This is a genomic window from Arthrobacter sp. JB02-1C (assembly GCF_057748045.1).
Genome location: NZ_CM173235.1, coordinates 2,154,281 through 2,174,022, shown reverse-complemented (window position 1 = coordinate 2,174,022; position 19,742 = coordinate 2,154,281). Strand labels below are relative to the sequence as shown.

The 19,742-nt window shown below is 69.3% G+C and carries 20 protein-coding genes; 6 read left to right on the top strand and 14 right to left on the bottom strand.

The window, feature by feature from the left end; genetic code table 11:
* Nucleotides 1-3: 3 nt before the first annotated feature.
* The 3 genes from AC3ANP_RS10385 to AC3ANP_RS10375 form a co-directional block, all read right to left on the bottom strand.
* Complete coding sequence (locus AC3ANP_RS10385; RefSeq protein WP_488330107.1) at nt 4-672, bottom strand: VWA domain-containing protein; 669 nt, start codon at nt 670-672, stop codon at nt 4-6.
* A 126-nt stretch (nt 673-798) separates the two neighbouring features.
* Nucleotides 799-1,269: an NUDIX hydrolase gene (locus AC3ANP_RS10380; RefSeq protein WP_488330106.1), complete on the bottom strand. Its 471-nt coding sequence runs from the start codon at nt 1,267-1,269 to the stop codon at nt 799-801.
* Between the two features lie 9 nt (nt 1,270-1,278).
* Entirely contained in the window at nt 1,279-1,839 is a 561-nt protein-coding gene (locus AC3ANP_RS10375) for a prepilin peptidase (protein WP_488330105.1), read from the bottom strand.
* A gap of 92 nt (nt 1,840-1,931) precedes the next feature.
* Here AC3ANP_RS10375 and AC3ANP_RS10370 point away from each other — a divergent pair, with 92 nt between their 5' ends.
* Nucleotides 1,932-2,579 (top strand): GNAT family N-acetyltransferase, encoded by a 648-nt coding sequence (locus AC3ANP_RS10370; protein WP_488330104.1) that lies wholly within the window; start codon nt 1,932-1,934, stop codon nt 2,577-2,579.
* Between the two features lie 93 nt (nt 2,580-2,672).
* Here AC3ANP_RS10370 and phoH2 read toward each other — a convergent pair whose 3' ends face one another.
* Both phoH2 and AC3ANP_RS10360 read right to left on the bottom strand, forming a co-directional pair.
* Nucleotides 2,673-4,115, bottom strand: a complete 1,443-nt coding sequence (gene phoH2, locus AC3ANP_RS10365; RefSeq protein ID WP_488330103.1) for an RNA 5'-3' helicase PhoH2 — start codon at nt 4,113-4,115, stop codon at nt 2,673-2,675.
* Nucleotides 4,116-4,348: 233 nt separating this feature from the next.
* Entirely contained in the window at nt 4,349-5,110 is a 762-nt protein-coding gene (locus AC3ANP_RS10360; RefSeq protein WP_488330102.1) for an isoprenyl transferase, read from the bottom strand.
* Nucleotides 5,111-5,262: 152 nt separating this feature from the next.
* Between AC3ANP_RS10360 and trhA the strand changes: the two genes are divergently transcribed.
* Nucleotides 5,263-6,006, top strand: a complete 744-nt coding sequence (gene trhA / locus AC3ANP_RS10355; protein WP_488330101.1) for a PAQR family membrane homeostasis protein TrhA — start codon at nt 5,263-5,265, stop codon at nt 6,004-6,006.
* Between the two features lie 40 nt (nt 6,007-6,046).
* On the opposite strand, the gene AC3ANP_RS10350 is transcribed toward trhA, so the two are convergent.
* The 4 genes from AC3ANP_RS10350 to mca form a co-directional block, all read right to left on the bottom strand.
* Nucleotides 6,047-6,724 carry an HAD family hydrolase gene (locus AC3ANP_RS10350; RefSeq protein ID WP_488330100.1) on the bottom strand — a complete coding sequence of 226 codons (678 nt, stop codon included), beginning with the start codon at nt 6,722-6,724 and terminating at the stop codon, nt 6,047-6,049.
* Nucleotides 6,721-8,919, bottom strand: a complete 2,199-nt coding sequence (locus AC3ANP_RS10345) for a thioredoxin domain-containing protein (RefSeq protein ID WP_488330099.1) — start codon at nt 8,917-8,919, stop codon at nt 6,721-6,723. Before AC3ANP_RS10345 ends, AC3ANP_RS10350 begins: the two co-directional genes overlap by 4 nt.
* Nucleotides 8,894-9,250 (bottom strand): hypothetical protein, encoded by a 357-nt coding sequence (locus tag AC3ANP_RS10340; RefSeq protein WP_488330098.1) that lies wholly within the window; start codon nt 9,248-9,250, stop codon nt 8,894-8,896. The genes AC3ANP_RS10345 and AC3ANP_RS10340 overlap by 26 nt, the downstream gene beginning before the upstream one ends.
* A 75-nt stretch (nt 9,251-9,325) precedes the next feature.
* A complete protein-coding gene (mca, locus tag AC3ANP_RS10335) occupies nt 9,326-10,231 on the bottom strand; it encodes a mycothiol conjugate amidase Mca (RefSeq protein ID WP_488330097.1) in 906 nt (301 codons plus the stop codon).
* A gap of 97 nt (nt 10,232-10,328) precedes the next feature.
* Between mca and AC3ANP_RS10330 the strand changes: the two genes are divergently transcribed.
* Together AC3ANP_RS10330 and greA are read left to right on the top strand one after the other, a co-directional pair.
* Nucleotides 10,329-10,787 (top strand): DUF4307 domain-containing protein, encoded by a 459-nt coding sequence (locus tag AC3ANP_RS10330; RefSeq protein WP_488330096.1) that lies wholly within the window; start codon nt 10,329-10,331, stop codon nt 10,785-10,787.
* 207 nt (nt 10,788-10,994) lie between these two features.
* Nucleotides 10,995-11,489 carry a transcription elongation factor GreA gene (gene greA / locus AC3ANP_RS10325; RefSeq protein ID WP_488330095.1) on the top strand — a complete coding sequence of 165 codons (495 nt, stop codon included), beginning with the start codon at nt 10,995-10,997 and terminating at the stop codon, nt 11,487-11,489.
* 55 nt (nt 11,490-11,544) lie between these two features.
* Here greA and AC3ANP_RS10320 read toward each other — a convergent pair whose 3' ends face one another.
* The 4 genes from AC3ANP_RS10320 to AC3ANP_RS10305 all read right to left on the bottom strand — a co-directional run bounded on the left by AC3ANP_RS10320 (nt 11,545) and on the right by AC3ANP_RS10305 (nt 15,903).
* Nucleotides 11,545-12,153, bottom strand: coding sequence for a rhomboid family intramembrane serine protease (locus AC3ANP_RS10320; protein WP_488330094.1), 609 nt, complete (start codon nt 12,151-12,153; stop codon nt 11,545-11,547).
* Nucleotides 12,154-12,159: 6 nt separating this feature from the next.
* On the bottom strand, nt 12,160-13,398 hold the full coding sequence (gene ilvA / locus AC3ANP_RS10315) for a threonine ammonia-lyase (RefSeq protein WP_488330093.1): 1,239 nt from the start codon (nt 13,396-13,398) through the stop codon (nt 12,160-12,162).
* A 13-nt stretch (nt 13,399-13,411) separates the two neighbouring features.
* A complete protein-coding gene (locus AC3ANP_RS10310; RefSeq protein WP_488330092.1) occupies nt 13,412-14,776 on the bottom strand; it encodes an AI-2E family transporter in 1,365 nt (454 codons plus the stop codon).
* A 149-nt stretch (nt 14,777-14,925) separates the two neighbouring features.
* A complete protein-coding gene (locus AC3ANP_RS10305; protein WP_488330091.1) occupies nt 14,926-15,903 on the bottom strand; it encodes an aldose 1-epimerase family protein in 978 nt (325 codons plus the stop codon).
* A gap of 98 nt (nt 15,904-16,001) precedes the next feature.
* Between AC3ANP_RS10305 and galT the strand changes: the two genes are divergently transcribed.
* Both galT and galK read left to right on the top strand, forming a co-directional pair.
* A complete protein-coding gene (gene galT / locus AC3ANP_RS10300; protein WP_488330090.1) occupies nt 16,002-17,150 on the top strand; it encodes a galactose-1-phosphate uridylyltransferase in 1,149 nt (382 codons plus the stop codon).
* Entirely contained in the window at nt 17,147-18,307 is a 1,161-nt protein-coding gene (gene galK, locus AC3ANP_RS10295; RefSeq protein ID WP_488330089.1) for a galactokinase, read from the top strand. The genes galT and galK overlap by 4 nt, the downstream gene beginning before the upstream one ends.
* Before the next feature lie 91 nt (nt 18,308-18,398).
* Here galK and AC3ANP_RS10290 read toward each other — a convergent pair whose 3' ends face one another.
* On the bottom strand, nt 18,399-19,325 hold the full coding sequence (locus AC3ANP_RS10290) for a Bax inhibitor-1/YccA family protein (protein ID WP_488330088.1): 927 nt from the start codon (nt 19,323-19,325) through the stop codon (nt 18,399-18,401).
* Nucleotides 19,326-19,742 lie beyond the last annotated feature (417 nt).

The window sequence follows — 19,742 nt, the reverse complement described above, 5'->3', positions numbered from 1 at the left end:
GCCCTACTCCAGCGGCACCTCTCCCCCGGCGGCGCGGCGCTCCGCCGGGGTGTAGGCGGAATAGGCCGCGGCCTCGTCAAGGCTGGCTCCGGCCATGCGGGCCTCCCGCAGGCGCCTGGTCTTGGCGGACTGGCCAGAGAACGCGGCGTCCACGTTGCCCGCCGCGTAGGTCAGGGCGTCCTCGGCCCGGATGCCCAGACCGTGCGCTGTCAGGACGGCGTCCTGGTTGGCTCCGAGATAGGTGAACTGCCAGCCCCACTGGCGCTGCTGGCGTTCGACCAAGTCCTTGACGAGGGCGCCGCTGGCCTCGCGCGAGGCGTTTTCGTGGCCGTCGGTCAGTACGGCCACGAGCACCGTGCCCGGACGCTCCTCTTCGGGCAGCGCTGCCAGCTCCGCGCCGGCCTCCCCGATCAGCCGGACCATGGCGTCATGCAGCGCCGTGCTTCCGCGGGGCTGGAGCACCAGCGGCGGAACGTCCCCGATGTCCACCGCCGCGTAGACCCGTTCATAGACGTCGTCGAACTGCGCCAGCGAGAGCTTGCAGCGGCCCGCCACCGCCTGCTGCTCGCGGACGAACGCTGCGAAGCCGCCGACGGTGTCGTCGGCGATGGAACTCATGGACCCGGAACGGTCCAGGAGGACGTACACGTGCGTCAGTGCTGAATCTGTCATGCTTCCCCATTTCCGGCCCGGACAGGTCCGGGCAACTGTAGCCAGCTGAAGAGCTGGTTGGAAGCAGGCTACGGCGGGGCTGCGACAATCTTGCACGCCCCGTCCCGCCGGCCGTCCTGCGTGCGGTCAGCTGCGGAAGTGCGCCGCGCCGTCCGGTTCCCGTGCGCGCTCAATCGCCTCCAGATGCCCCGGGAGCAGCTCGGGAAACTCTTCGGGACGGAACCACCCCACCGCGAGGGACTCGTCGTCGTTCACGCGCGCGTGACCGGAAACGTAGCGGCAGCGGAACACCAGGGTCAGGAACTGGCAGACGTCGCCATTGGGGTAGATGGTGGGGCCCACGGCGTCCACCGAAACCAGCCGCTCGGCGACGGCGACGACGCCGGTCTCCTCCAGCACCTCGCGGAGCAGCCCGGGCGCTGGATCCTCCCCCGGTTCCAGGATGCCGGTGATCAGTCCCCACCGCCCGTTGTCGGCGCGCTGGCCGAGCAGCACCCTGCCGTCGTCGTCGAACACGACCGCTCTGGCGCCGGGGATCCACAGGGTCTCGTGGCCGATTTTTTCGCGCAATCTAAGGATGAAGTCCGGGGTGGCCATTTTGCCAGCCTAGCTTGCGGGCAGCAGCATGGCCGCCGCGGCACCGGCCAGCATGAACGGGCCGAACGGGATGTCCGATTTCAGCGTGCCGCGCCGGGACACCAGCAGCGTCACGCCCCAGAGGCCGCCGAAGAGGAACGCCGCGAACGTGCCGGCGAACAGATGGCCCCAGCCCAGGAAGCCCAGGTAGAGGCCCAGGACGCCGGCGAGCTTGACGTCGCCGAAGCCCATCCCCGCCGGATAAACAGCCCGCAGCAGGAAGTAGAAGAGCCACAGCACGGCTCCTCCGACCAGGACCCGCAGGCCCGGGATGCCGAACAGCGCCGCGGCGGCCGGCCCTGCACCGGCGTGGCTACCGGCCGGGACTGCGGCCGCAAGGACCGCGGCGGCCAGCAGCAGCGCGCCGGCCACCGGATAGGAGGGAAAGACGATCCGGTTGGGCAGCAGGTGGTGCCGGATGTCGATCACCGTCAGCCGCGCCGCCATCACGACGAAGTACAGGCAGGCCAGCAGGGCCAGCCAGAAGGCCGGCGGGGCGGCTTCCGCGAGTTCACCGAGACGATGGATCACTCTCGGATGCTACTGGATGCCGGCCCGGCCCGCCGCTTCCGGCGCGCGGCCGTGACTGGCGTCCCGGGGACCGTGCCGCTACGCTTCCTTCGGTGACTGCTCCCGCCACCTTCTGGCCTCCATTCGCCCTCTCGCTCGAAACGCCGCGCCTGACGTTGCGCCCGATCCGGGACGAGGACATCCCGGCCGCGGTCCGGGCGGCTCTGAGCGGAGTGCACGAGCCGGGCCGCAGCCCGTTCAGCAGGCCCTGGGCCGAGGCCCCCGCCGAGCAACTCGGTCCGAACATGGCCCAGTGGTACTGGCGCTGCCGGGGGAACATGTCGCCCCAGGAGTGGACGCTGTTGCTCGGCATCTGGCACGACGGTCAGTTCATCGGCTGCCAGGATGTCGAAGCCGCGGACTTCGCCACCCTCAAGACGGTCAGCACGGGCTCCTGGCTCCAAACCAGCGCCCAGGGCCGCGGGTTCGGCAAGGAGATGCGGGCCGCCGTCGCCCTGTACGCCTTCGACTGGCTCGGCGCCGAGGTAGCCGTCTCCGAGGCAGCTGCCTGGAACCAGCAATCCCTCGGCGTCTCCCGCTCCCTGGGCTACGAGCTCAACGGCGTCACCCGGGTGAGCTGGGGCGGCAAGCTCCAGGACGCCCAAAAAGTCCGCCTCACCCCGGCCACCTTCAAACGCCCCGACTGGACCCTCCACGTCCAGGGCCACGAACCCACGGCCAAGTACCTGGGCATCGGGTAGGCCTGCTAGGGCTCCGCACCGTATCGCCTGGTCGGGGGTCCGGCGAACCCACCCACGGCCCCACCGAAAGCCGCGAGCTGACGAAGGACAGGTCTAGATTTCTGCCCCCTCCAGCAGGTCCGTCACGAGAGCGGCGATTGGCGAGCGCTCGGAGCGGGTCAGGGTGATGTGGCCGAACAGCGGGTGGCCTTTGAGGGTCTCGACGACGGCGGCCACGCCGTCATGCCGGCCGACGCGCAGGTTGTCGCGCTGGGCGACGTCGTGGGTCAGGACGATCTTGGAGTTCTGGCCGATCCGGCTCATGACGGTCAGCAGGACGTTCTTTTCCAGGGATTGCGCCTCGTCTACGATCACGAACGCGTCGTGCAGCGAACGGCCTCGGATGTGTGTGAGCGGCATGACCTCGAGCATGCCGCGGTCCATGACCTCCTCCACCACTTCCTGGCTGACCAGCGCCCCGAGCGTGTCGAAGACGGCCTGCGCCCAGGGGTTCATTTTCTCGGACTCGGAGCCCGGCAGGTAGCCGAGTTCCTGGCCGCCGACGGCGTAGAGCGGCCGGAAGACAATGACTTTGCGGTGTTCCCGGCGCTCCAGGACCGCTTCCAGGCCGGCGCAGAGGGCGAGCGCTGACTTGCCGGTGCCGGCGCGGCCGCCGAGAGAGACGATGCCGACAGACGGGTCCATCAGCAGGTCGATCGCCAGGCGCTGTTCGGCGGAGCGGCCGTGCAGGCCGAAGACGTCCCGGTCTCCCCTGACCAGGCGGACCTGCTTGTCGGCTCCCACCCGGCCCAAAGCCGAGCCGCGGTTGGAGAGCAGCACCAGGCCGGTGTTCACCGGCAGCTCCGCCGCGGCTGGGATGAACACGGGTTCGTGGCCGTAGAGGGTCTCCACTTCGTCCTCGGCGGCGTCGATCTCCGCCAGGCCGGTCCAGCCCGAGTCCTTGACCAGTTCATTGCGGTATTCGTCGGCCAGCAGGCCCATGGCCGAGGCTTTGACCCGCATCGGCAGGTCCTTCGACACCACCGTCACGTCGCGGCCCTCATTGGAAAGGTTCTTGGCGACGGCGAGGATCCGGCTGTCGTTATCGCCGCCGCGGAACCCGGCCGGCAGCACCTCGGCAGAGATGTGGTTCATCTCCACCAGGAGGGTGCCGCCGTCGTGGCCCAGCGGGATCGGCCGGTCCAGGCCGCCGTGTTCCACCCGGAGGTCGTCGAGGAGCCGCAGCGCCTTGCGGGCAAAGTAGCCCAGCTCCGGGTCATGGCGCTTGGCTTCGAGCTCGCTGATGACGACGATCGGCACGATCACTTCGTGTTCGGCGAACCGCAGCAGCGCACGCGGATCCGAGAGCAGGACGGAGGTGTCGATCACGTAGCTTCGGGCCGTTTCGGTGCCCGCTGCTTCTTCCCCGGAAACAGCGGGACCGGCCACAGCGTCAGGTGCCGCTGCTCCGGTCCGTGAAGTGGCTCCCGTGGCGCGAGAGGTATCCTTCGTGCCCTGGTCGGTCATGACGGCGGGCAGCGTTTCAGAAATAGCCACATCGACTCCAGCCCCGGGCCGCAGCCCGGCTTCGTTAGTGGTGAGGCGGCTCGGCCATGAGGCCGGATGCGGCCTCCCATACGCTGGTGCGACGTTCCGCTCCATGTACTGGCCTCCCCGGTCAGCCGGCGGTTTGCCTGCTGATGGGATTAACGTACGTCCGCGGAGCGTCTGTGGGCAGTCCATTTCCCGGCGAGCCGTGTTGCCAACAGGTGAAGCCGGGATGAACCGGGTCAGGAACCGAAGCGGCGCTGCCTGCCCGCGAAGTCGCGGAGGGCGCGCAGGAAGTCCACCTTGCGGAAGGCCGGCCACAGGGCCTCGCAAAAATAGAACTCGCTGTAGGCGCTTTGCCACATCAAAAAGCCGGAGAGGCGCTGCTCCCCCGAGGTCCGGATCACCAGATCCGGGTCCGGCTGGCCGCGGGTATAGAGGAACCGTGAGATGTCGTCGGCGCTGAGCTCGTCGGCCAGCTTGCCGATGTCGGCACCACGGCCGACGGCGTCGTGCAGCAGCTCACGGACGGCGTCGACGATCTCGCGGCGGCCGCCGTAGCCGACGGCGACGTTGACGTGGATCTTCTCCCGTACCGGGGTCCGGAGCGTGAGTTTGTCCAGGCGTTCGGCGAGGTAGTCCGGCAGGAGTTCGGGTGCCCCCATCGCGTGGACCGAAATGTCTGCGTCCTCGTCCAGCCGGTCCAGGGTATTGGCGATGATGCCCATCAGCAGGTCCAGCTCTTCGCCCGAGCGGTTCATGTTGTCGGTGGACAGCATGTAGAGGGTGACCACCCGGACACCCAGTTCCTGGCACCAGCCGAGGAATTCGTGGATTTTGTCCGCGCCGGCCTGGTGGCCCTGGCTGGTGGGGGCGTTGAACTGCCGGGCCCAGCGGCGGTTGCCGTCGACCATGACGCCCACGTGCCGCGGGATCCGGTCCGGATCGAGGGACCTCTGCAGCTTGCGCTCATAGAAGCCATACAGGAGTCCGGGTAGTTCCATCCCGAGATTCACCTGGCTTCCTTGAGGTCTGACGGCAGTGCATTCCTAGGCTACCCGCCGTTCGCCCGGGTCCGCGCAACCGGGGGTGCCGGATGACCACAAACCTAGGTTACTCGCGGGTAACTTACCAGCGCGTAGTTTAGAATTACAGGATGGACAGGATCGGCCCGGAGCCCTCAGGCGGGGCATCGGCGGGCGGCCCCGGTAAGGCCGCGGGCCGGGACGACACCCCGCTGGATGACGCGGCGGCCAGGCTCGCGGAGCTGCTGATGATCAAGCCCATATGGCGGGGCTGGATCCACACCGTCACGGCGCCGCTGGCGCTGGCCGCCGGGCTGGTCCTGGTGCTCCTTGCCCCCACCCCGGATTTAAAAATTGCCTCCGCTGTCTACGCCTTCACCGGCGTGCTGCTGTTCGGTGTCAGCGCGGTCTACCACCGCGGAAACTGGTCCCCCGGCGTCAAGATCGTGCTCAAGCGGCTGGACCATACGAACATTATGCTCGTCATTGCGGGCAGCTACACCCCGCTGGCGTGGGCGCTCCTGGACCGGCCCAAGGCGGTGCTCCTGCTCTGGGTCATCTGGTCCGGGGCGGTGCTGGGCGTGCTGTTCCGGCTGCTGTGGACCCACGCCCCGCGCTGGCTCTACGTGCCGATTTATATTGCCCTGGGCTGCGGCGCCCTGTTCTACCTGCCGGATTTCTTCGCCGCCAGTGTGCCCGCTGCGGTGTTGGTCTGCGTGGGCGGCGCACTGTACATCGCCGGTGCCGTGTTCTACGCGCTGAAAAAGCCGAACTTCAGCTACGAGCACTTCGGCTTCCACGAACTGTTCCATGCCTTCACCGTCTTCGCGTTCGCCGCGCACTACATCGCGATCGCGATCGCCGTCCTCGGTTGACCGGCTCCACAACGGCGGGCCCGCCGCGCCAAAGCCAACCTCAGCTGGGCCGGCCCGCTGAGATCAGTTCCGGGAGCTGGCGCATGTCATGGAAAACTGTGGTGCCTGGGCCCGCCAGCCGCTCGGCGGGCGTGACGCCGCCGGCATAGGCAAACGCATGCATCCCCGCGGCCCGCGCTGCCTGGACGCCGTAGGCACTGTCCTCGACGACGGCGCAGCGCTCCGGGGCGGCCCCGAGCGTCCCGGCCGCGTGCAGGAAGAGGTCGGGGGCGGGTTTGCCGTTGGCGACTTCCGTGGCGCTGAAGATGCGGCCGGCGAAGCGGTGCAGCAGCCCGGTCCGGCCGAGTGTCCGCCGCATCTTGGCGTGGCTGCCGCTGGAGGCGACGCAGTGCGGAAGCCGGAGCCGGTCAAGCGCCTCTTCCACGCCGTCGACGGCCGTGAGGTCCCGCTCGAAGGCCTCGTGGTACCACTGCTGGTAGGTGCTGTCCCACCCGTCGGCCAGCTCGATGCCCAGGTGCCGTTCGATAGTCGAGATGAAGTTGGCCTCGCTCTTGCCGACGAAGCGCTGCACGATTTCCTCGATATCCAGCTCCCAGCCAAGATCGGCAAGCACGAGCTGGTCCACCCGGACCGAGATCACCTCAGAATCGACCAGGACGCCGTCGCAGTCGAAGACCACCAGTTCAAAGGGACGCGCGGCCACAGGGGGAAAAGTCATTCAGCCATGCTAGCCAGTCGTTCCTGGAGCGCCCCGACGGAGCCCACTGGAAGGTCACAGACCATGCCGCGGCAGAGGAACACCTGGGCCGAACCATCCGGCGCCGGTCCGCGGCCCCGCAGCAGCGGGACTGCGGCCGCCTCGGGGTCGGCGTCGGGGTCGCCGACTGCAATCACCAGTCCCGGGCTGGGCGAGCGCAGCAGTGTCCGGTGCAGCGCCGTCCGCAGCGGCGTATCCGCTCCGACGACGGCGGCTTCCAGCGGACCAGCCAGCGCTGCCTGCCCGGTGGCGAGCAGCCAGCCGGCCACCCGCGGCGCGCGAACGGCGAGCGGCGGCAGCAGGGAAAGGATGTGTTCCGCCGTGTTGCGGTGTTCCGTGGATCCGGAGAGAGCGGCGTAGCTCAGCAGCGCTCCGGCGAACGCCGCCGCACCGCTCGGGGCCGCGTTGTCGAACGGGTCCATTCCGGCGCGCCCGCCCTGGGCGTTGAAAACCTGCGGGGACTCACCGACGGTGTCCTGCAGCGTGCCGCCGACGGCGAACCTGCTGGCGGCGGCCTGGAGGAGCGCCTCGGCCAGGCTGTACCAGCGGACCCGGCCGGTGACGGCGTAGAGTGCGAGCAGTCCGTCCGCGCAAAACGCATAGTCCTCCAGCAGTCCGCCGATCCCGCGGCCGGAACCATCGTGGGAGACCCGCACCAGCCAGCCCGGCTCCGCTCCGCTGCCCGGGGACCAGTGCACGCGTTCGAGGTAGCCGGCGATGCCTTCCGCGGCGGCAACCAGCCCGGGCCGGTCAAGCACCGCGCCCGCCTCGGCAAGTGCGGCGAGGGCCATCCCGTTCCAGCCGGCCACCACCTTCTCGTCCCGGCCTGGCTGCGGCCGGGCCGACCGCACCCGGCTTAGCGCTGGACGGACCCGCTCCCACAACCTGGCCTCCGGTTCCTCGAGCCGGCGGCCAGGGTGCAGCGGCGAGCCGTCCGCGGAGACGGTTCCGGCGGCGCGGACGTTCATCAGGTGTGCCACCGCCGCGCCGTCACTCGGTCCCAGGACCGCGGCGAGTTCCTGTGGCGTCCAGAGGTAGCTGCCACCCTCGAAGTGCTGCCCGTCGATAACAGTGTCCGCGTCGAGTGATGATGCCAGCGCGGTGGGTGTTGCACCGTCGCCGGCATCCGCGTTAGCCAGCCCGAGCGAGCCCAGCATCCAGTCCGCGGTGCTGCCGGCGACGGCGGCGGCCTCCTCGGCCGTATACCCTTCCGTGCCGCCGAGCCGGACCCAGTGGACGTAGCAACGCAGCAGCTGGGCATTGTCGTAGAGCATTTTCTCGAAGTGCGGTACGGACCAGTCGCGCGTCACGGAGTAGCGGGCAAAGCCGCCGTCGAGCTGGTCGAACAAGGCCGACCGAGCCATTGCGGCGAGCGTGCGCCCCGCCAGCCCGCGAGCGGTCGCCGCCGTGTCGGATGGTACGGCGGCGTGCCGGATCAGGAACTCCAGAACCGGCGACGGCGGGAATTTGGGGGCCGCGCCGAACCCTCCGGCTGCATCCTCGGAGCCAGCCAGGACACGGACCGCTTCGGAGAGCACGGCCGCATCCGGCCCCGCCGCGGGCCCGTCCAGCCGCACCGTGGAGCCGGCCTGCGCGGCGGCGAGTCCACGCGCCAGCGCGTCGGCGTTTTCCTCGACGGCGCTGCGGCGTTCCAGCCAGGCCTCGCGGACCGCTTCGAGCACCTGGCGGAAGGAGGGCCGGCCGGGCAGCGGCCGGGGCGGGTAGTAGGTGCCGGCGTGGAAGGCCCTGCCGTCGGGCAGCAGGAACACCGACATCGGCCAGCCGCCCTCACCGCTGATGGCCTGTGTGGCGGCCATGTAGACCGCGTCGACGTCGGGCCGCTCTTCGCGGTCCACTTTGACGGCGACAAAGTTGGCGTTTAGGAACTCGGCAGTGTCCTGGTCTTCGAAGGACTCCCGGGCCATGACGTGGCACCAGTGGCAGGCCGCGTAACCGATCGAGAGGAAGACCGGCACGTCGCGGGCTGCGGCTGCTGCGAAGGCTTCATCGCCGAATGGCCGCCAGTGCACTGGGTTGCCGGCGTGCTGGCGCAGGTAGGCGGACGGTTCACCGCCCAGCGCGTTGCCGGTGCGGCTCAGATTCCCGTGCGCGTCCCTGGACGGGCCGGGTTCAGCGGTTGCCGGGCCCGGCGTCACCGTTGGCCTCCGGACGGCTTTCGGCCGGGTCCCCGGGCCGGAGCCCGTTCCGCCGGCCGGCCCCCTCCGGTCCGGCGGCGTCCGCGGCCGCCTCGTCCGCGGCCGCCTCGTCCGCGGCGCTGCGCTCGGCTTCCACCTGGGCGCGATAGCGGACCCGGCGGATCCTGCGCACCATGTCCACAATCAGGAACGCCGTGAGCAGCACGATGAATGCGGTCAGCAGGAAACCCAGCAGGCCCGGCGTGACCTGGTCCTGGTTGAGCCCCGGGCGCAGGGACGGCGACGGTTCGGGCGCCGGGGATGTCGCCAGGGCGATGAACAAGGAATGCACGGTGGGAACCTTCTGTGGAGAGTGTGTTCTGCGGGACTTCGCCGGTTCTACGCAGCATAGAAGTCCCTGCCGGATCTATCTTAGCCCGGCGAAAAAATCCGTTTCGGGCACGTCGGACTGGATCCGGGACTGGATCAGCGAGTAGTCCTCCCACGGCCAGGTCTGCCGCTGCATCGCGGGCGACACCGCGAAGAAGAAGCCCTCCGGATCGACCTGGGTGCGGTGGCAGCGCAGGGCGTCGTCCCGGGCCTCAAAAAAGTCACCGCACTCGATCTGGGTGGTGGTCGGATGCGTGGGGGCGGGCGGGGTGTGCCCCTCGGCGTCGGCTTCGAGCCAGGCGGCGAGCCGTTCCGCGTACGGCGACTGCAGGCCGGCCGCTTCGAGGGCGAAGTGGAGGGCGCGGAACCGTTCCGGGCTGAAGGCGCGGTCGTAGTAGAGCTTGGCCGGCTCCCATGCTTCGCCTGTACCCGGGTACCGTTCCGGGTCGCCCGCGGCTTCGAAGGCTTCGACGGCGACCCGGTGCGCCATGATGTGGTCCGGGTGCGGATAGCCGCCGTTCTCGTCATAACTGAGGATCACCTGCGGCTTGAACTCCCGGACCAGCCGGACCAGTGGGGCCGCGGCACGTTCCAGTGGCAGGGTGGCGAAGGACCCCACAGGAAGCGGCGGCAGCGGGTCCCCCTCGGGCAGGCCCGAGTCGACGAAGCCCAGCCAGCGCTGCCGGATTCCGAGCACCCGGGCCGCGTTGTCCATCTCCAGCCGGCGGGCGCCGGCCATGTCCCGCTTGGGATGCGGGGCACCCTCCATGGCCGGGTTCTGGATGTCGCCGCGGGAACCGTCGGTGCAGGTGGCGACCATGACGTCGACACCGGCGGCGGCGTACCTGGCCATCGTGGCGGCGCCCTTGCTTGACTCGTCGTCGGGGTGCGCGTGGACGGCCAGCAGCCGGAGCGGGGCCTGCTGGCGGGGGGACGCTGTCATCGTCGGACGGCTCCTTTTTTCTTCAACGGATGCGGTGCTGCGCGGGCGGATCTGCGGCGCGGACATTCCCGGCCGTGTTCCACACTAAACTGGACGGGTGACTTCCGAGGAGCAGCCTGCCCCGACCGCGCCGGCACCTACCAGCCTAGCCAATCGATACGGCACCCAAAAGCGAGCGCTGGGCCGCAAGACCAAGCGCGGCATCCTGCTCGCCGCGCTCGCGGCAGGGGTCGGCTTCCTGGCCTGGGTTTCGACGTCGGCGGCCACCGACTCCGTCGGTTTCAAGGACATCGGCTTCAGCACCCCGGACGCCACCCTGGCCCACATCGATTTCCAGGTCAGTAAGAACCCGGAGACGGCGGCCAAGTGCGCGGTCAAGGCGCTGGACTCGAAGTTCGCCGTCGTCGGCTGGAAGGTCGTCGACATCGGTCCGAACGCGGCGGACACCGGCGCGGACGGCGGCCGGACGACGATCCAGCGGGTCAACGTCCGCACCGAGTCCCAGGCCGTATCCGCCGTCGTCGACAACTGCTGGATCCCGGCGAAGGCGAAGTAGGACCCGGCCTCGGCTCCGGCGGCTGCAGCGCCGCCCGTAACACTGTGTGATCTGCGCCGCAGGGCTTCTTTGGTTTATCCACAGCATTGACTACAATGGACCAATACCTCTGCCCCGCTGAGTTGGTTACTGAGATCCATAAGTGGCCACCGTGGCGGGGTCTTTGCTTGTTTGACCAGCTTGTTTGACCACTAAAAGGAGAAGTCCGTGTCGACCACCAACAGCGGAACTGCAGCTTGGCTTACCCAGGAAGCTTTTGACCGCCTGAAGGCAGAGCTGGACCACCTCTCCGGCGCCGGCCGTGCAGAAATCGTTCAGAAGATCGAAGCTGCCCGCCAGGAAGGCGACCTCAAGGAGAACGGCGGTTACCACGCGGCCAAGGAAGAGCAGGGCAAGATTGAAGCCCGCATCCGCCAGCTGACCGTGTTGCTCCGGGATGCCCACGTCGGCGAGCCGCCGGCCGACGACGGAATCGTCGAGGCCGGCATGATCGTGGTGGCCCGGATCGCGGGCGACGAAGAAACGTTCCTGCTCGGCTCGCGTGAGATCGCCGGCGACTCGGACCTGGACGTCTTCAGTGAGAAGTCACCCCTCGGCTCCGCGATCGTGGGCCACAAGGAAGGCGACACGCTCGGTTACACCGCCCCGAACGGCAAGGCCATCACGGTGGAGATCATCTCTGCCAAGCCCTACGTAGGCTGAGTCCCCGGACCACTGCGCCGGCCCTCCCCCTGACCGGGCGGGCCGGCGCCGGCATTTAAGGCCTTAGGCGCTGCCGGTCGGCCCGCAACACCACGGCCGCCAGGACGCCGCCCGCCGCGCCGCCCAGGTGGGCCTGCCAGGAAACGTAGCCCACCACGGTGGGGAGCACGCCGAAGAGGATGCCGCCGTAGGCAAGGAACAACACCACGGAGAGCAGGATCTGGCGCCAGTTGCGGTTGAAGAAACCACGCACCAGCAGGAACGCGAAGAGGCCGAACACCAGCCCGGACGCCCCCACCGTGACGTTGAAACCGCCAATCAGCCAGACCGTCAGTCCCGAAGCAAGCCAACTCGAAGCCACCGCGGTGATGAACACCCGCAAACCGGACAGGAACACCAGGAACCCGAAGATGATCAAGGGCAGGGTGTTGGAGAGCAGGTGGGCGAGGTTGGCGTGCAGCAGCGGAAACGTCAGGATGTCCAGCAGCCCGTCCGGGCTCCGCGGCCGCAGCCCGAAGGTCGCGTTCAGCGAGTGCAGCATCAGGGTGTTGAGGATCTCGATCGCATAGAGCAGCAGCACGAACGACCCCACCACCGCCAGGCCCTGCCGGGCCCGGGCGGCGGTGGTCGCGGGCTGCTCCGCCTTTGGCACCTGGTGGACCATGCCCGCCTAGTGCACCACGATCGGCTGGAAACCCTCGGCCCGGAGCGCGCCGAGCACCTGCTCGCAGTGCTCGTGGCCCTTGGTCTCCAGGTTGACGGTGATGGAGACGTCGCCCATGCTGATCGAACCGCCCACCCGGGTATGGTCCAGGCCGGTGACGTTGGCGTCGTTTTCCGCGATGATCCGCGCGATCGTCGCGAGCGAACCGGGGCGGTCGTCCAGCATCATCCGCACCGTCATGTACCGGCCGGCAGCGGAGAGACCGCGCTGGATGACCTTGAGCATCAGCATCGGATCGATGTTGCCGCCGGACAGCACGACGGCGGTGGTTCCGGGGTTCTCGATCTTGCCTTCCATCAGGGCCGCCACGCCCACCGCACCGGCCGGTTCAACCACCATTTTGGCGCGTTCCAGCAGGAAGATCAGCGCCCGGGCCAGCGCATCCTCGCTGACCGTCACGACGTCGTCCACCAGTTCGCGGATGATGCTGAACGGCAGCTGACCGGGCCGGCCGACGGCGATGCCGTCCGCCATCGTGGAGACACGTTTGAGCGGTACCAGCGCGTCGGCAGCCAGCGAGGGCGGGTAAGCCGCGGCGTTTTCGGCCTGCACGCCGATGATCCGGATGTCGCGGCCAAGCTCCTTGGCCCGGGCCTTCGCCGCGACCGCGACGCCGGCCAGCAGACCGCCGCCGCCCACGCCCATCAGGATGGTGTCAACGGTGGGGATCTGTTCGAGGATTTCCAGTCCGACGGTGCCCTGGCCGGCGACAATATCGACGTCGTCGAAGGGGTGCACAAACACGGCCCCCGACTCGTCCGCGTAGCGCTTGGCCTCGGCGAGCGCCTCGTCGACGTTGTGGCCGTGCAGCACCACCTCGGCGCCGTGGCTGCGGGTCGCGGCGAGCTTGGGCAGTGCGACGCCCAGCGGCATGTAGATGCGTGCCTTGATGCCCAGCGCCTTGGCTGCCACGGCGACGCCCTGGGCGTGGTTGCCGGCCGAGGCCGCCACGACCCCGCGCTGCTTTTCCGCAGCGGAGAGCTTGGCCATCCGGACGTAGGCGCCGCGGACCTTGAAGGAACCCGCCCGCTGCAGGTTTTCACACTTGAAGTAGACCTCACCGCCCACCAGGCCGCCCAGCGCCCGGGACGATTCCACCGGGGTCCGCGTGATAATCCCGTCGAGCAGCTTTTGCGCCTCCAGGACATCGTCCAGCGTGACGGGCAGGCTCTCAAGGGTATTCACTAACTAGTCTCCTTTAGGGGTTTCCGGCATCGGCGCCGGGGAGTTGGACCGCCCGGAAGCCCGGGTCCTCGCCGGCGCCGGCAAGCGCAGGAACTCCCTGCGGATGTGCAGCGGCCAGCTCTTCATCATGTTCCCACGTTCTGCCGGCAATGTAGCGAACCGCCGAGTTTGCTACGGCGAGGATCGGCACGGAGAACAGGGCGCCCGGGATCCCGGCCAGGTAGGAACCCGCGGCCACGGACAGGATGACCGCCACGGGGTGCAGCGCGACCGCCTTGCCCATGACCAGCGGCTGCAGGATGTGGCTTTCGAGCTGCTGGACCAGCAGCACGATGCCGAGCATGATCAGCGCGTTGACCAGGCCGTTGGCCACCAGCGCCAGCAAGACCGCGATGGCGCCGGTCACCAGCGCGCCCACCACCGGGATGAACGATCCGATGAAGACCAGCACGCCCAGGGGCAGCGCGAGGGGGACGCCGATGATGGCGGCACCGACCCCGATGCCGAGGGCATCCACCAAGGCGACCAGCATCTGGATCCTGGTGTAGCTGACCATGGACTTCCAGCCCCGCCTGCCTGCACCGTCAAAGGCCGGACGGGCCTTGCGCGGCATCAGGCCAACCAGGAACCGCCAGATCCGCTGGCCTTCGAGCAAGAAGAAGACCGTGACGAACAGCGCCAGCAGGAGACCGGCGGCAAAATGCCCGGCGGTGCTGCCGAAGGTCAGTGCCCCGCTGACGATGCTGCTGCTGTTGTTCTGCAACGCGTCGGCCGCTTCCCTGACATAGGTATCAATCTGGTCGGCGCTCAGGTGCAGCGGGCCTTCGCCGAGCCAGTCCTGGACCTGCTGGACGCCGGCCAGCGCCTGACCCCAGAGGTCGGCGAAGCCCGCCGTCAGCTGCCGTCCCACCAGAGCCAGCGCCCCCGCGATGAGTCCGATGAAGCCGAGCAGGGTGATAGCCACCGCGGCGCCATTGGGTACGCGGCGCCGACGCAGCCAGCGGGTGACAGGGCTAAGCAGTCCCGCGAGCAGGGCCGCCACCATCACCGGGATGATCAGCAACGTGATCTTGCTGAGCAGCCAGACGAGTGCCCCGGTGACGAGCAGGATGAGTCCAAGCCGCCAGGCCCAGTCCGCGGCGATGCGGACCGCGTAAGGGATGTCCTCCGCCGCGACCGGCCGGCCGGCAGTTGATCCTTGCGCCGCCGACTGCAGCGGCAGGGGGCCCCGGGCAGCAGGGGACTCGGCACCCGTTACCGGCCCCGCCGCCGGGTTCGCGGGCGGGGCCGAAAGTTCCGGGGCGGCATAGCCGGGGGGCCGGGGATCAATCTGGTCGGTGGAATCGGCGCGTGGGCTGGGGTCCTCGGCTGGCGTCATAGTCCCATAATTCCCCAGTCCGGCACGGAAAAGAAACGAACCCGGGCGTCCCGCCGCCAGGCGGGCATCGGTGGCGGGGCGGGCGGGCTCAGCCCTGGCGTGCCAGCGGGGAGCCGGCGAGCCCCGGGCCGGCATGGCAACGGATCGGGCTAGTTCCCCAGCTCGGCGGTGATCCCCCAGGTCATGCTGAAGGACTCCCCCGGCGGCAGCCACCCGAGCCCATCGCCGCTGTTGAAGGCATTTGCCGGGCCTGTCATCGGCTCCAGTGCCACCGCCTTGGCCCGGCCTGGGAACGTGTCGGTGACGAACACGTGGACGTAGCCGCACGCGACGTCCTGCCACAGGGTGACGCTGCGCCCATCCGGAGCGCGCAGCGTGCTGCGGGCCACGCCGTCCCCATCGAAGTCCAGGTCCGTGTAGGCGCAGTCCACGTCAAGCTCCCCCGCCGGCCGGCCCGCCCGGAGATCGAAGTCACCGGCCACCGGCTCGGTGCTGCGCGGGATCTGGCGCTCATCCGCCACCAGGCGGGTGCGGCCGCCAACGGTGAGGATCAGTTCCTCACTGGGCACCTCACCAAGCCGCAGATAGGGGTGCGCGCCGAGCACAAACGGGGCCGGCCGCTGGGAGTCGTTGACCAGGGTCTGCCGGACCGTGAGTCCCAGGCCGCCGTCCAGCTCGTAGCGCACGCGGTGCCGGAGCAGGAACGGGTACCCGTGCTGCGGAAAGATGGCCGCCTCCAGGGTCACGGAGAATTCGGTCTCGTCCGCGAGCGCGTAGGAGGAGTTGCGCAGCAGGCCGTGACTGGCGTTGTTGCGCGAGACTTCGGTGATGTCCAGCTGCTGTTTCTTGCCGTCGAGGTGCCAGACGCCGTCCTCCACCCGGTTTGCCCACGGCGCGAGGGTGATGCCGGCGGCGCCCGGGGAGATTTCGGCGTCGTTGTAGCTCTCGGTCAACTGGACACCGGCACGGCTGTACAGCCGGAGCCCGGCCGCGAGTTCGGTGATGATGGCCACCGCGTCGCCGCGGCGCAGCTCGTACTGCCGGCCGGTGGCGTAACGCGCGGCAGCGGCGGCGGGGGTTGGGTCGGGCGCAGCAGCGGCATCGGCGGCAGGGGCGTTCGGGTCCATGGGCTCCACGGTACCCAACCCCGCGGCCGTCCGTACACGGCGGGGCTTTACACGGCGGGGCTTTGCCCGCGGCTCCCGAAGTCTGGTCGAATGAGGACATGCGCGCCAACAGCATCACCCCGGGCACCCTGGCCGACGGCCGGGAGCTGTTTTACTTTGCCGACGCGGACGGCGGGGCGGACCATCCCGCCGGTCCCCGTTCGTTCGGCGACGAACGGCCGCTGGCCGGCCGTCCCGCCCGGGGCGAGCTGCGCTTCGATGCGCTGACCGGCGAGTGGGTCGCCATCGCCGCGCACCGCCAGACCCGGACCCACCTTCCGGCCGCCGGCGAATGCCCGTTATGCCCCAGCACCCCGGCCAACCGTTCCGAAATCCCGGCGCCGGATTACGACGTCGTCGTGTTCGAAAACCGCTTTCCATCGCTGGGGCCCGGCGTCGGAGCGCTCCCGGAGGAACCCGGCTGGGGCACCGCAGTCCCGGCCTACGGCCGCTGCGAGGTGGTCGCCTTCACCGCAGACCATACCGGCTCCTTCAGCGGCCTCGGCGAAGCCCGCGCCCGCACCGTCGTGGAGGCGTGGGCCGTCCGCACCGCGGCGCTTAACGCCCTGCCCGGGATCCGCCAGGTCTTTCCGTTCGAGAACCGCGGCGCCGAAATCGGCGTCACCCTGCATCACCCGCACGGGCAGATCTACGCCTACCCCTACCTGCCGCCCCGCGCCGCGGTCCTCGCCGCTGCGGCCGGGAGGCATTACGGCGACGCCGGCGGCCGCGATACCCTGACCGGTTCGCTGTTGCGGGCCGAACGCACCGACGGCAGCCGGATGGTGCTCGAGGGCCGGCATTTCAGCGCCTACGTGCCGTTCGCTGCCCGCTGGCCGCTGGAGGTGCACCTGGTTCCGCACCGCCACGTGCCCGATCTCGCCGCCCTGGACAACGCGGAAAAGGACGAGCTGGCACAGCTTTACCTGGACCTGCTCCAGCGCCTGGACGCCATCTACGCCACGCCCACCCCGTACATCGCCGCCTGGCAGCAGGCCCCGTTGGACCCGGCGCTCCGCCGCGCCGGTTACCTGCACCTGCAGCTGACCTCGCCGCGCCGGGCCGCGGACAAACTCAAGTACCTGGCCGGTTCGGAGTCCGCGATGGGAGCATTCATCAACGACACCACCCCGGAGGTGGTGGCCGCCCGGCTCCGCGACGCGGGCGCCGGCGCCCCCACCGGTCGCGCCGGCGGGGGTGCCCGATGATCGGGGCGCCGGGCATCGACGGGCTCCCGGCCAGGTTCCAGTCGGTCTTCGGGGCGCCGCCGGAGGGGATCTGGCAGGCCCCGGGGCGGGTGAACCTGATCGGCGAACACACCGACTACAACGAGGGCTTCGTACTTCCGTTCGCGATTGAGCGTGCGGCACGCGTGGCAGTCCGGCTCCGGCCCGATTCCGCCGTGCGGATGTTGTCCACCTTCGGAAACCAGGGCCTGACGACGGCGGATGCCGCGGCGCTGAACCGTGCTTCGGCGCGCGGCTGGACGAAGTATCCGCTGGGCGTGCTCTGGGCGCTGCAGCAGCGTGGTGTCGCCGTGCCGGGCCTGGACCTGCTGCTGGACTCGGACGTGCCGCGCGGCGCCGGGCTGTCCTCCTCGCACGCCATCGAATGCGCCGTCATCCTGGCCGTGAACGAGCTGACCGGGGCCGGCCTTGGCGCCCGCGAGATGGTGCTGGCAACCCAGCGCGCCGAGAACGACTTCGTCGGCGCCCCCACTGGAATCATGGACCAGTCGGCCTCCCTCCGGGGTGCTGCCGGCCACGCCGTGTTCCTGGACTGCCGGGACCAGGCCGTCCGGCTGGTGCCGTTTGACGCAGCGGCCGCGGGCGTGGCGCTGCTGGTGATCGACACGAAGGTCTCGCACTCACACGCCGACAGCGGCTACGCTGCCCGCCGCGCTTCCTGTGAACTTGGCGCCGAGGTGCTGGGCGTGCGCGCGCTGCGCGACGTCGGCCCTGCCGATCTTGGCGAAGCCGCCGGACTGCTCGACGCCGAGACGTTCCGCCGGGTCCGGCACGTGGTCACCGAGAACGACCGGGTGCTGCGGACCGTCGAGGTGCTGGAGAGCCTCGGCCCGCGGGCGATCGGTCCGCTGCTGGACGACTCGCACAGGTCCATGCGGGACGACTTCGAGATCTCCTGCCCGGAGCTGGACCTGGCGGTGGACGCGGCGCGCGCCGGCGGAGCCCTCGGGGCACGGATGACCGGGGGCGGCTTCGGCGGTTCCGCGATCGCGCTTGTGCCGGCGGGAGCGGAACAGGGCGTGCGGGCCGCCGTGCTGCGGGCGTTTGCCCGGGCCCGGCACGCGGCGCCGGACATCTTTGTTGTGAGCCCGGCCCCCGGCGCCCTGCGGCTCGCCTGAGCACCGACGGCGACGGCGACGGCAACAAGAAGACAGCAAAAAGCGGGCCCCGCCGTCGGCGGGGCCCGCTATCTGGCAGGAATGGTGGCTGTTAGTCGTCGCCGCGCAGGATGGCGAGCAGCCGGATGATCTCGACGTAGAGCCAGACCAGGGTGACGGTCAGTCCGAACGCCGCGGTCCAGGAGAAGCGCTGCGGGGCGCCGGCGCGGACGCCGGCTTCGATGCTGGTGAAGTCCATGATCAGTGAGAACGCGGCCAGGCCGATCGCGAGCAGCCCGATGAAGACGCCCAGCGGGATGCCGAAGATTTCGACGCTGGTCCGCAGCCCGAACGGGCTCTGCACGGCGCCGGTCCACATCATCACCATGTTGATGAGGCCGAACACGGCGTAGCCGATGATGGCGATCATGAAGAAGCGCATGGCCTTGGGCGTGGCCCGGACCTTGCCGCTCTTGAACAGGACCAGGGTCACCGCGAAGACCGAGAGCGTGCCGATGACGGCCTGCAGCCCGACCCCCGGGAACATCCCGTCGAGGATCCGGGTCAGCCCGCCCAGGAACAAGCCCTCGAGGGCGGCGTAGGCCAGGATCAGCCCCGGGGAAGGCTGCTTCTTGAAGGTGTTGACCAGGGCCAGGACGAAGCCGCCCAGCGCGCCAACGATCATCAGCATGGACGCCAGGCCCTGGGCCACCACGAGGGTGACTGCTGCGCCGGCCACAACCGCCGCGAGGCACGCGGCAGTCTTCATGATGACGTCGTCGAACGTCATCCGCCCGGTGTCGGCAGGTCCCGCAGCCGGACGGTTGTACAGGTCCTGCAGCTGGTCGTTGCTCATCGCCTGCTGCGCCGGGTTCCAGCCGGCTTGCGCCTGACCGTAGCCAGCCTGGCCGTACTGCTGGCCGTAGGGGGCCTGGCCGTAGCCGTTCTGGCCGTAGCCCTGCGCGTACGGGGCAGGCGGGGCCTGGGTGGCCCCGCGGAAGTTCTTTCCGTTAAAGACCGGGTTACCGCCAAGTGCCATTGCTGGTGTCCTCCAAAATAAGGGGGTAGATGATGATGGGGTGAAGATCCGTACACTTCACGCTACCAATTCCCACGCCCGCCGGGCACGAATAGTTCCGGCCGGCGTCCGGCCGCAACACAACCGTGATCTGGGGCCTGGTTCCCCCGAGCACCTTCCCGGACAGTTTAGGAATCCTCGGGATCAACAAAAGTTTTCTTAAGTTCGGCTACATTGGGCGGTTTGCTCCGCTTCACGGTTGTTATGCGATCGCGACGTTCTGCCTGCTGGCGACGGCAATGGATGGCCAAAACGGGCTGTACGATGGGGCCAACAGGGTGACGGATGTCACAACTACATCGCTCCGCCGCATCGCAGGTCCGCTCCAACCCGTCCCCTGAAAGTTCGCAGCGGTTGCAACGGCGCAACCCGCACCGA

Coding starts and splice junctions, on each gene's coding strand:
- trhA (WP_488330101.1), top strand. CDS start 5,263: ATGGACAGGATCGGCCCGGAGCCCTCAGGCGGGGCATCGGCGGGCGGC.
- AC3ANP_RS10350 (WP_488330100.1), bottom strand. CDS start 6,724: ATGACTTTTCCCCCTGTGGCCGCGCGTCCCTTTGAACTGGTGGTCTTC.
- AC3ANP_RS10305 (WP_488330091.1), bottom strand. CDS start 15,903: ATGGACCCGAACGCCCCTGCCGCCGATGCCGCTGCTGCGCCCGACCCA.
- AC3ANP_RS10310 (WP_488330092.1), bottom strand. CDS start 14,776: ATGACGCCAGCCGAGGACCCCAGCCCACGCGCCGATTCCACCGACCAG.
- AC3ANP_RS10320 (WP_488330094.1), bottom strand. CDS start 12,153: ATGGTCCACCAGGTGCCAAAGGCGGAGCAGCCCGCGACCACCGCCGCC.
- AC3ANP_RS10380 (WP_488330106.1), bottom strand. CDS start 1,269: ATGGCCACCCCGGACTTCATCCTTAGATTGCGCGAAAAAATCGGCCAC.
- AC3ANP_RS10385 (WP_488330107.1), bottom strand. CDS start 672: ATGACAGATTCAGCACTGACGCACGTGTACGTCCTCCTGGACCGTTCC.
- galT (WP_488330090.1), top strand. CDS start 16,002: ATGCGCGCCAACAGCATCACCCCGGGCACCCTGGCCGACGGCCGGGAG.
- galK (WP_488330089.1), top strand. CDS start 17,147: ATGATCGGGGCGCCGGGCATCGACGGGCTCCCGGCCAGGTTCCAGTCG.
- AC3ANP_RS10360 (WP_488330102.1), bottom strand. CDS start 5,110: ATGGAACTACCCGGACTCCTGTATGGCTTCTATGAGCGCAAGCTGCAG.
- mca (WP_488330097.1), bottom strand. CDS start 10,231: ATGACAGCGTCCCCCCGCCAGCAGGCCCCGCTCCGGCTGCTGGCCGTC.
- AC3ANP_RS10290 (WP_488330088.1), bottom strand. CDS start 19,325: ATGGCACTTGGCGGTAACCCGGTCTTTAACGGAAAGAACTTCCGCGGG.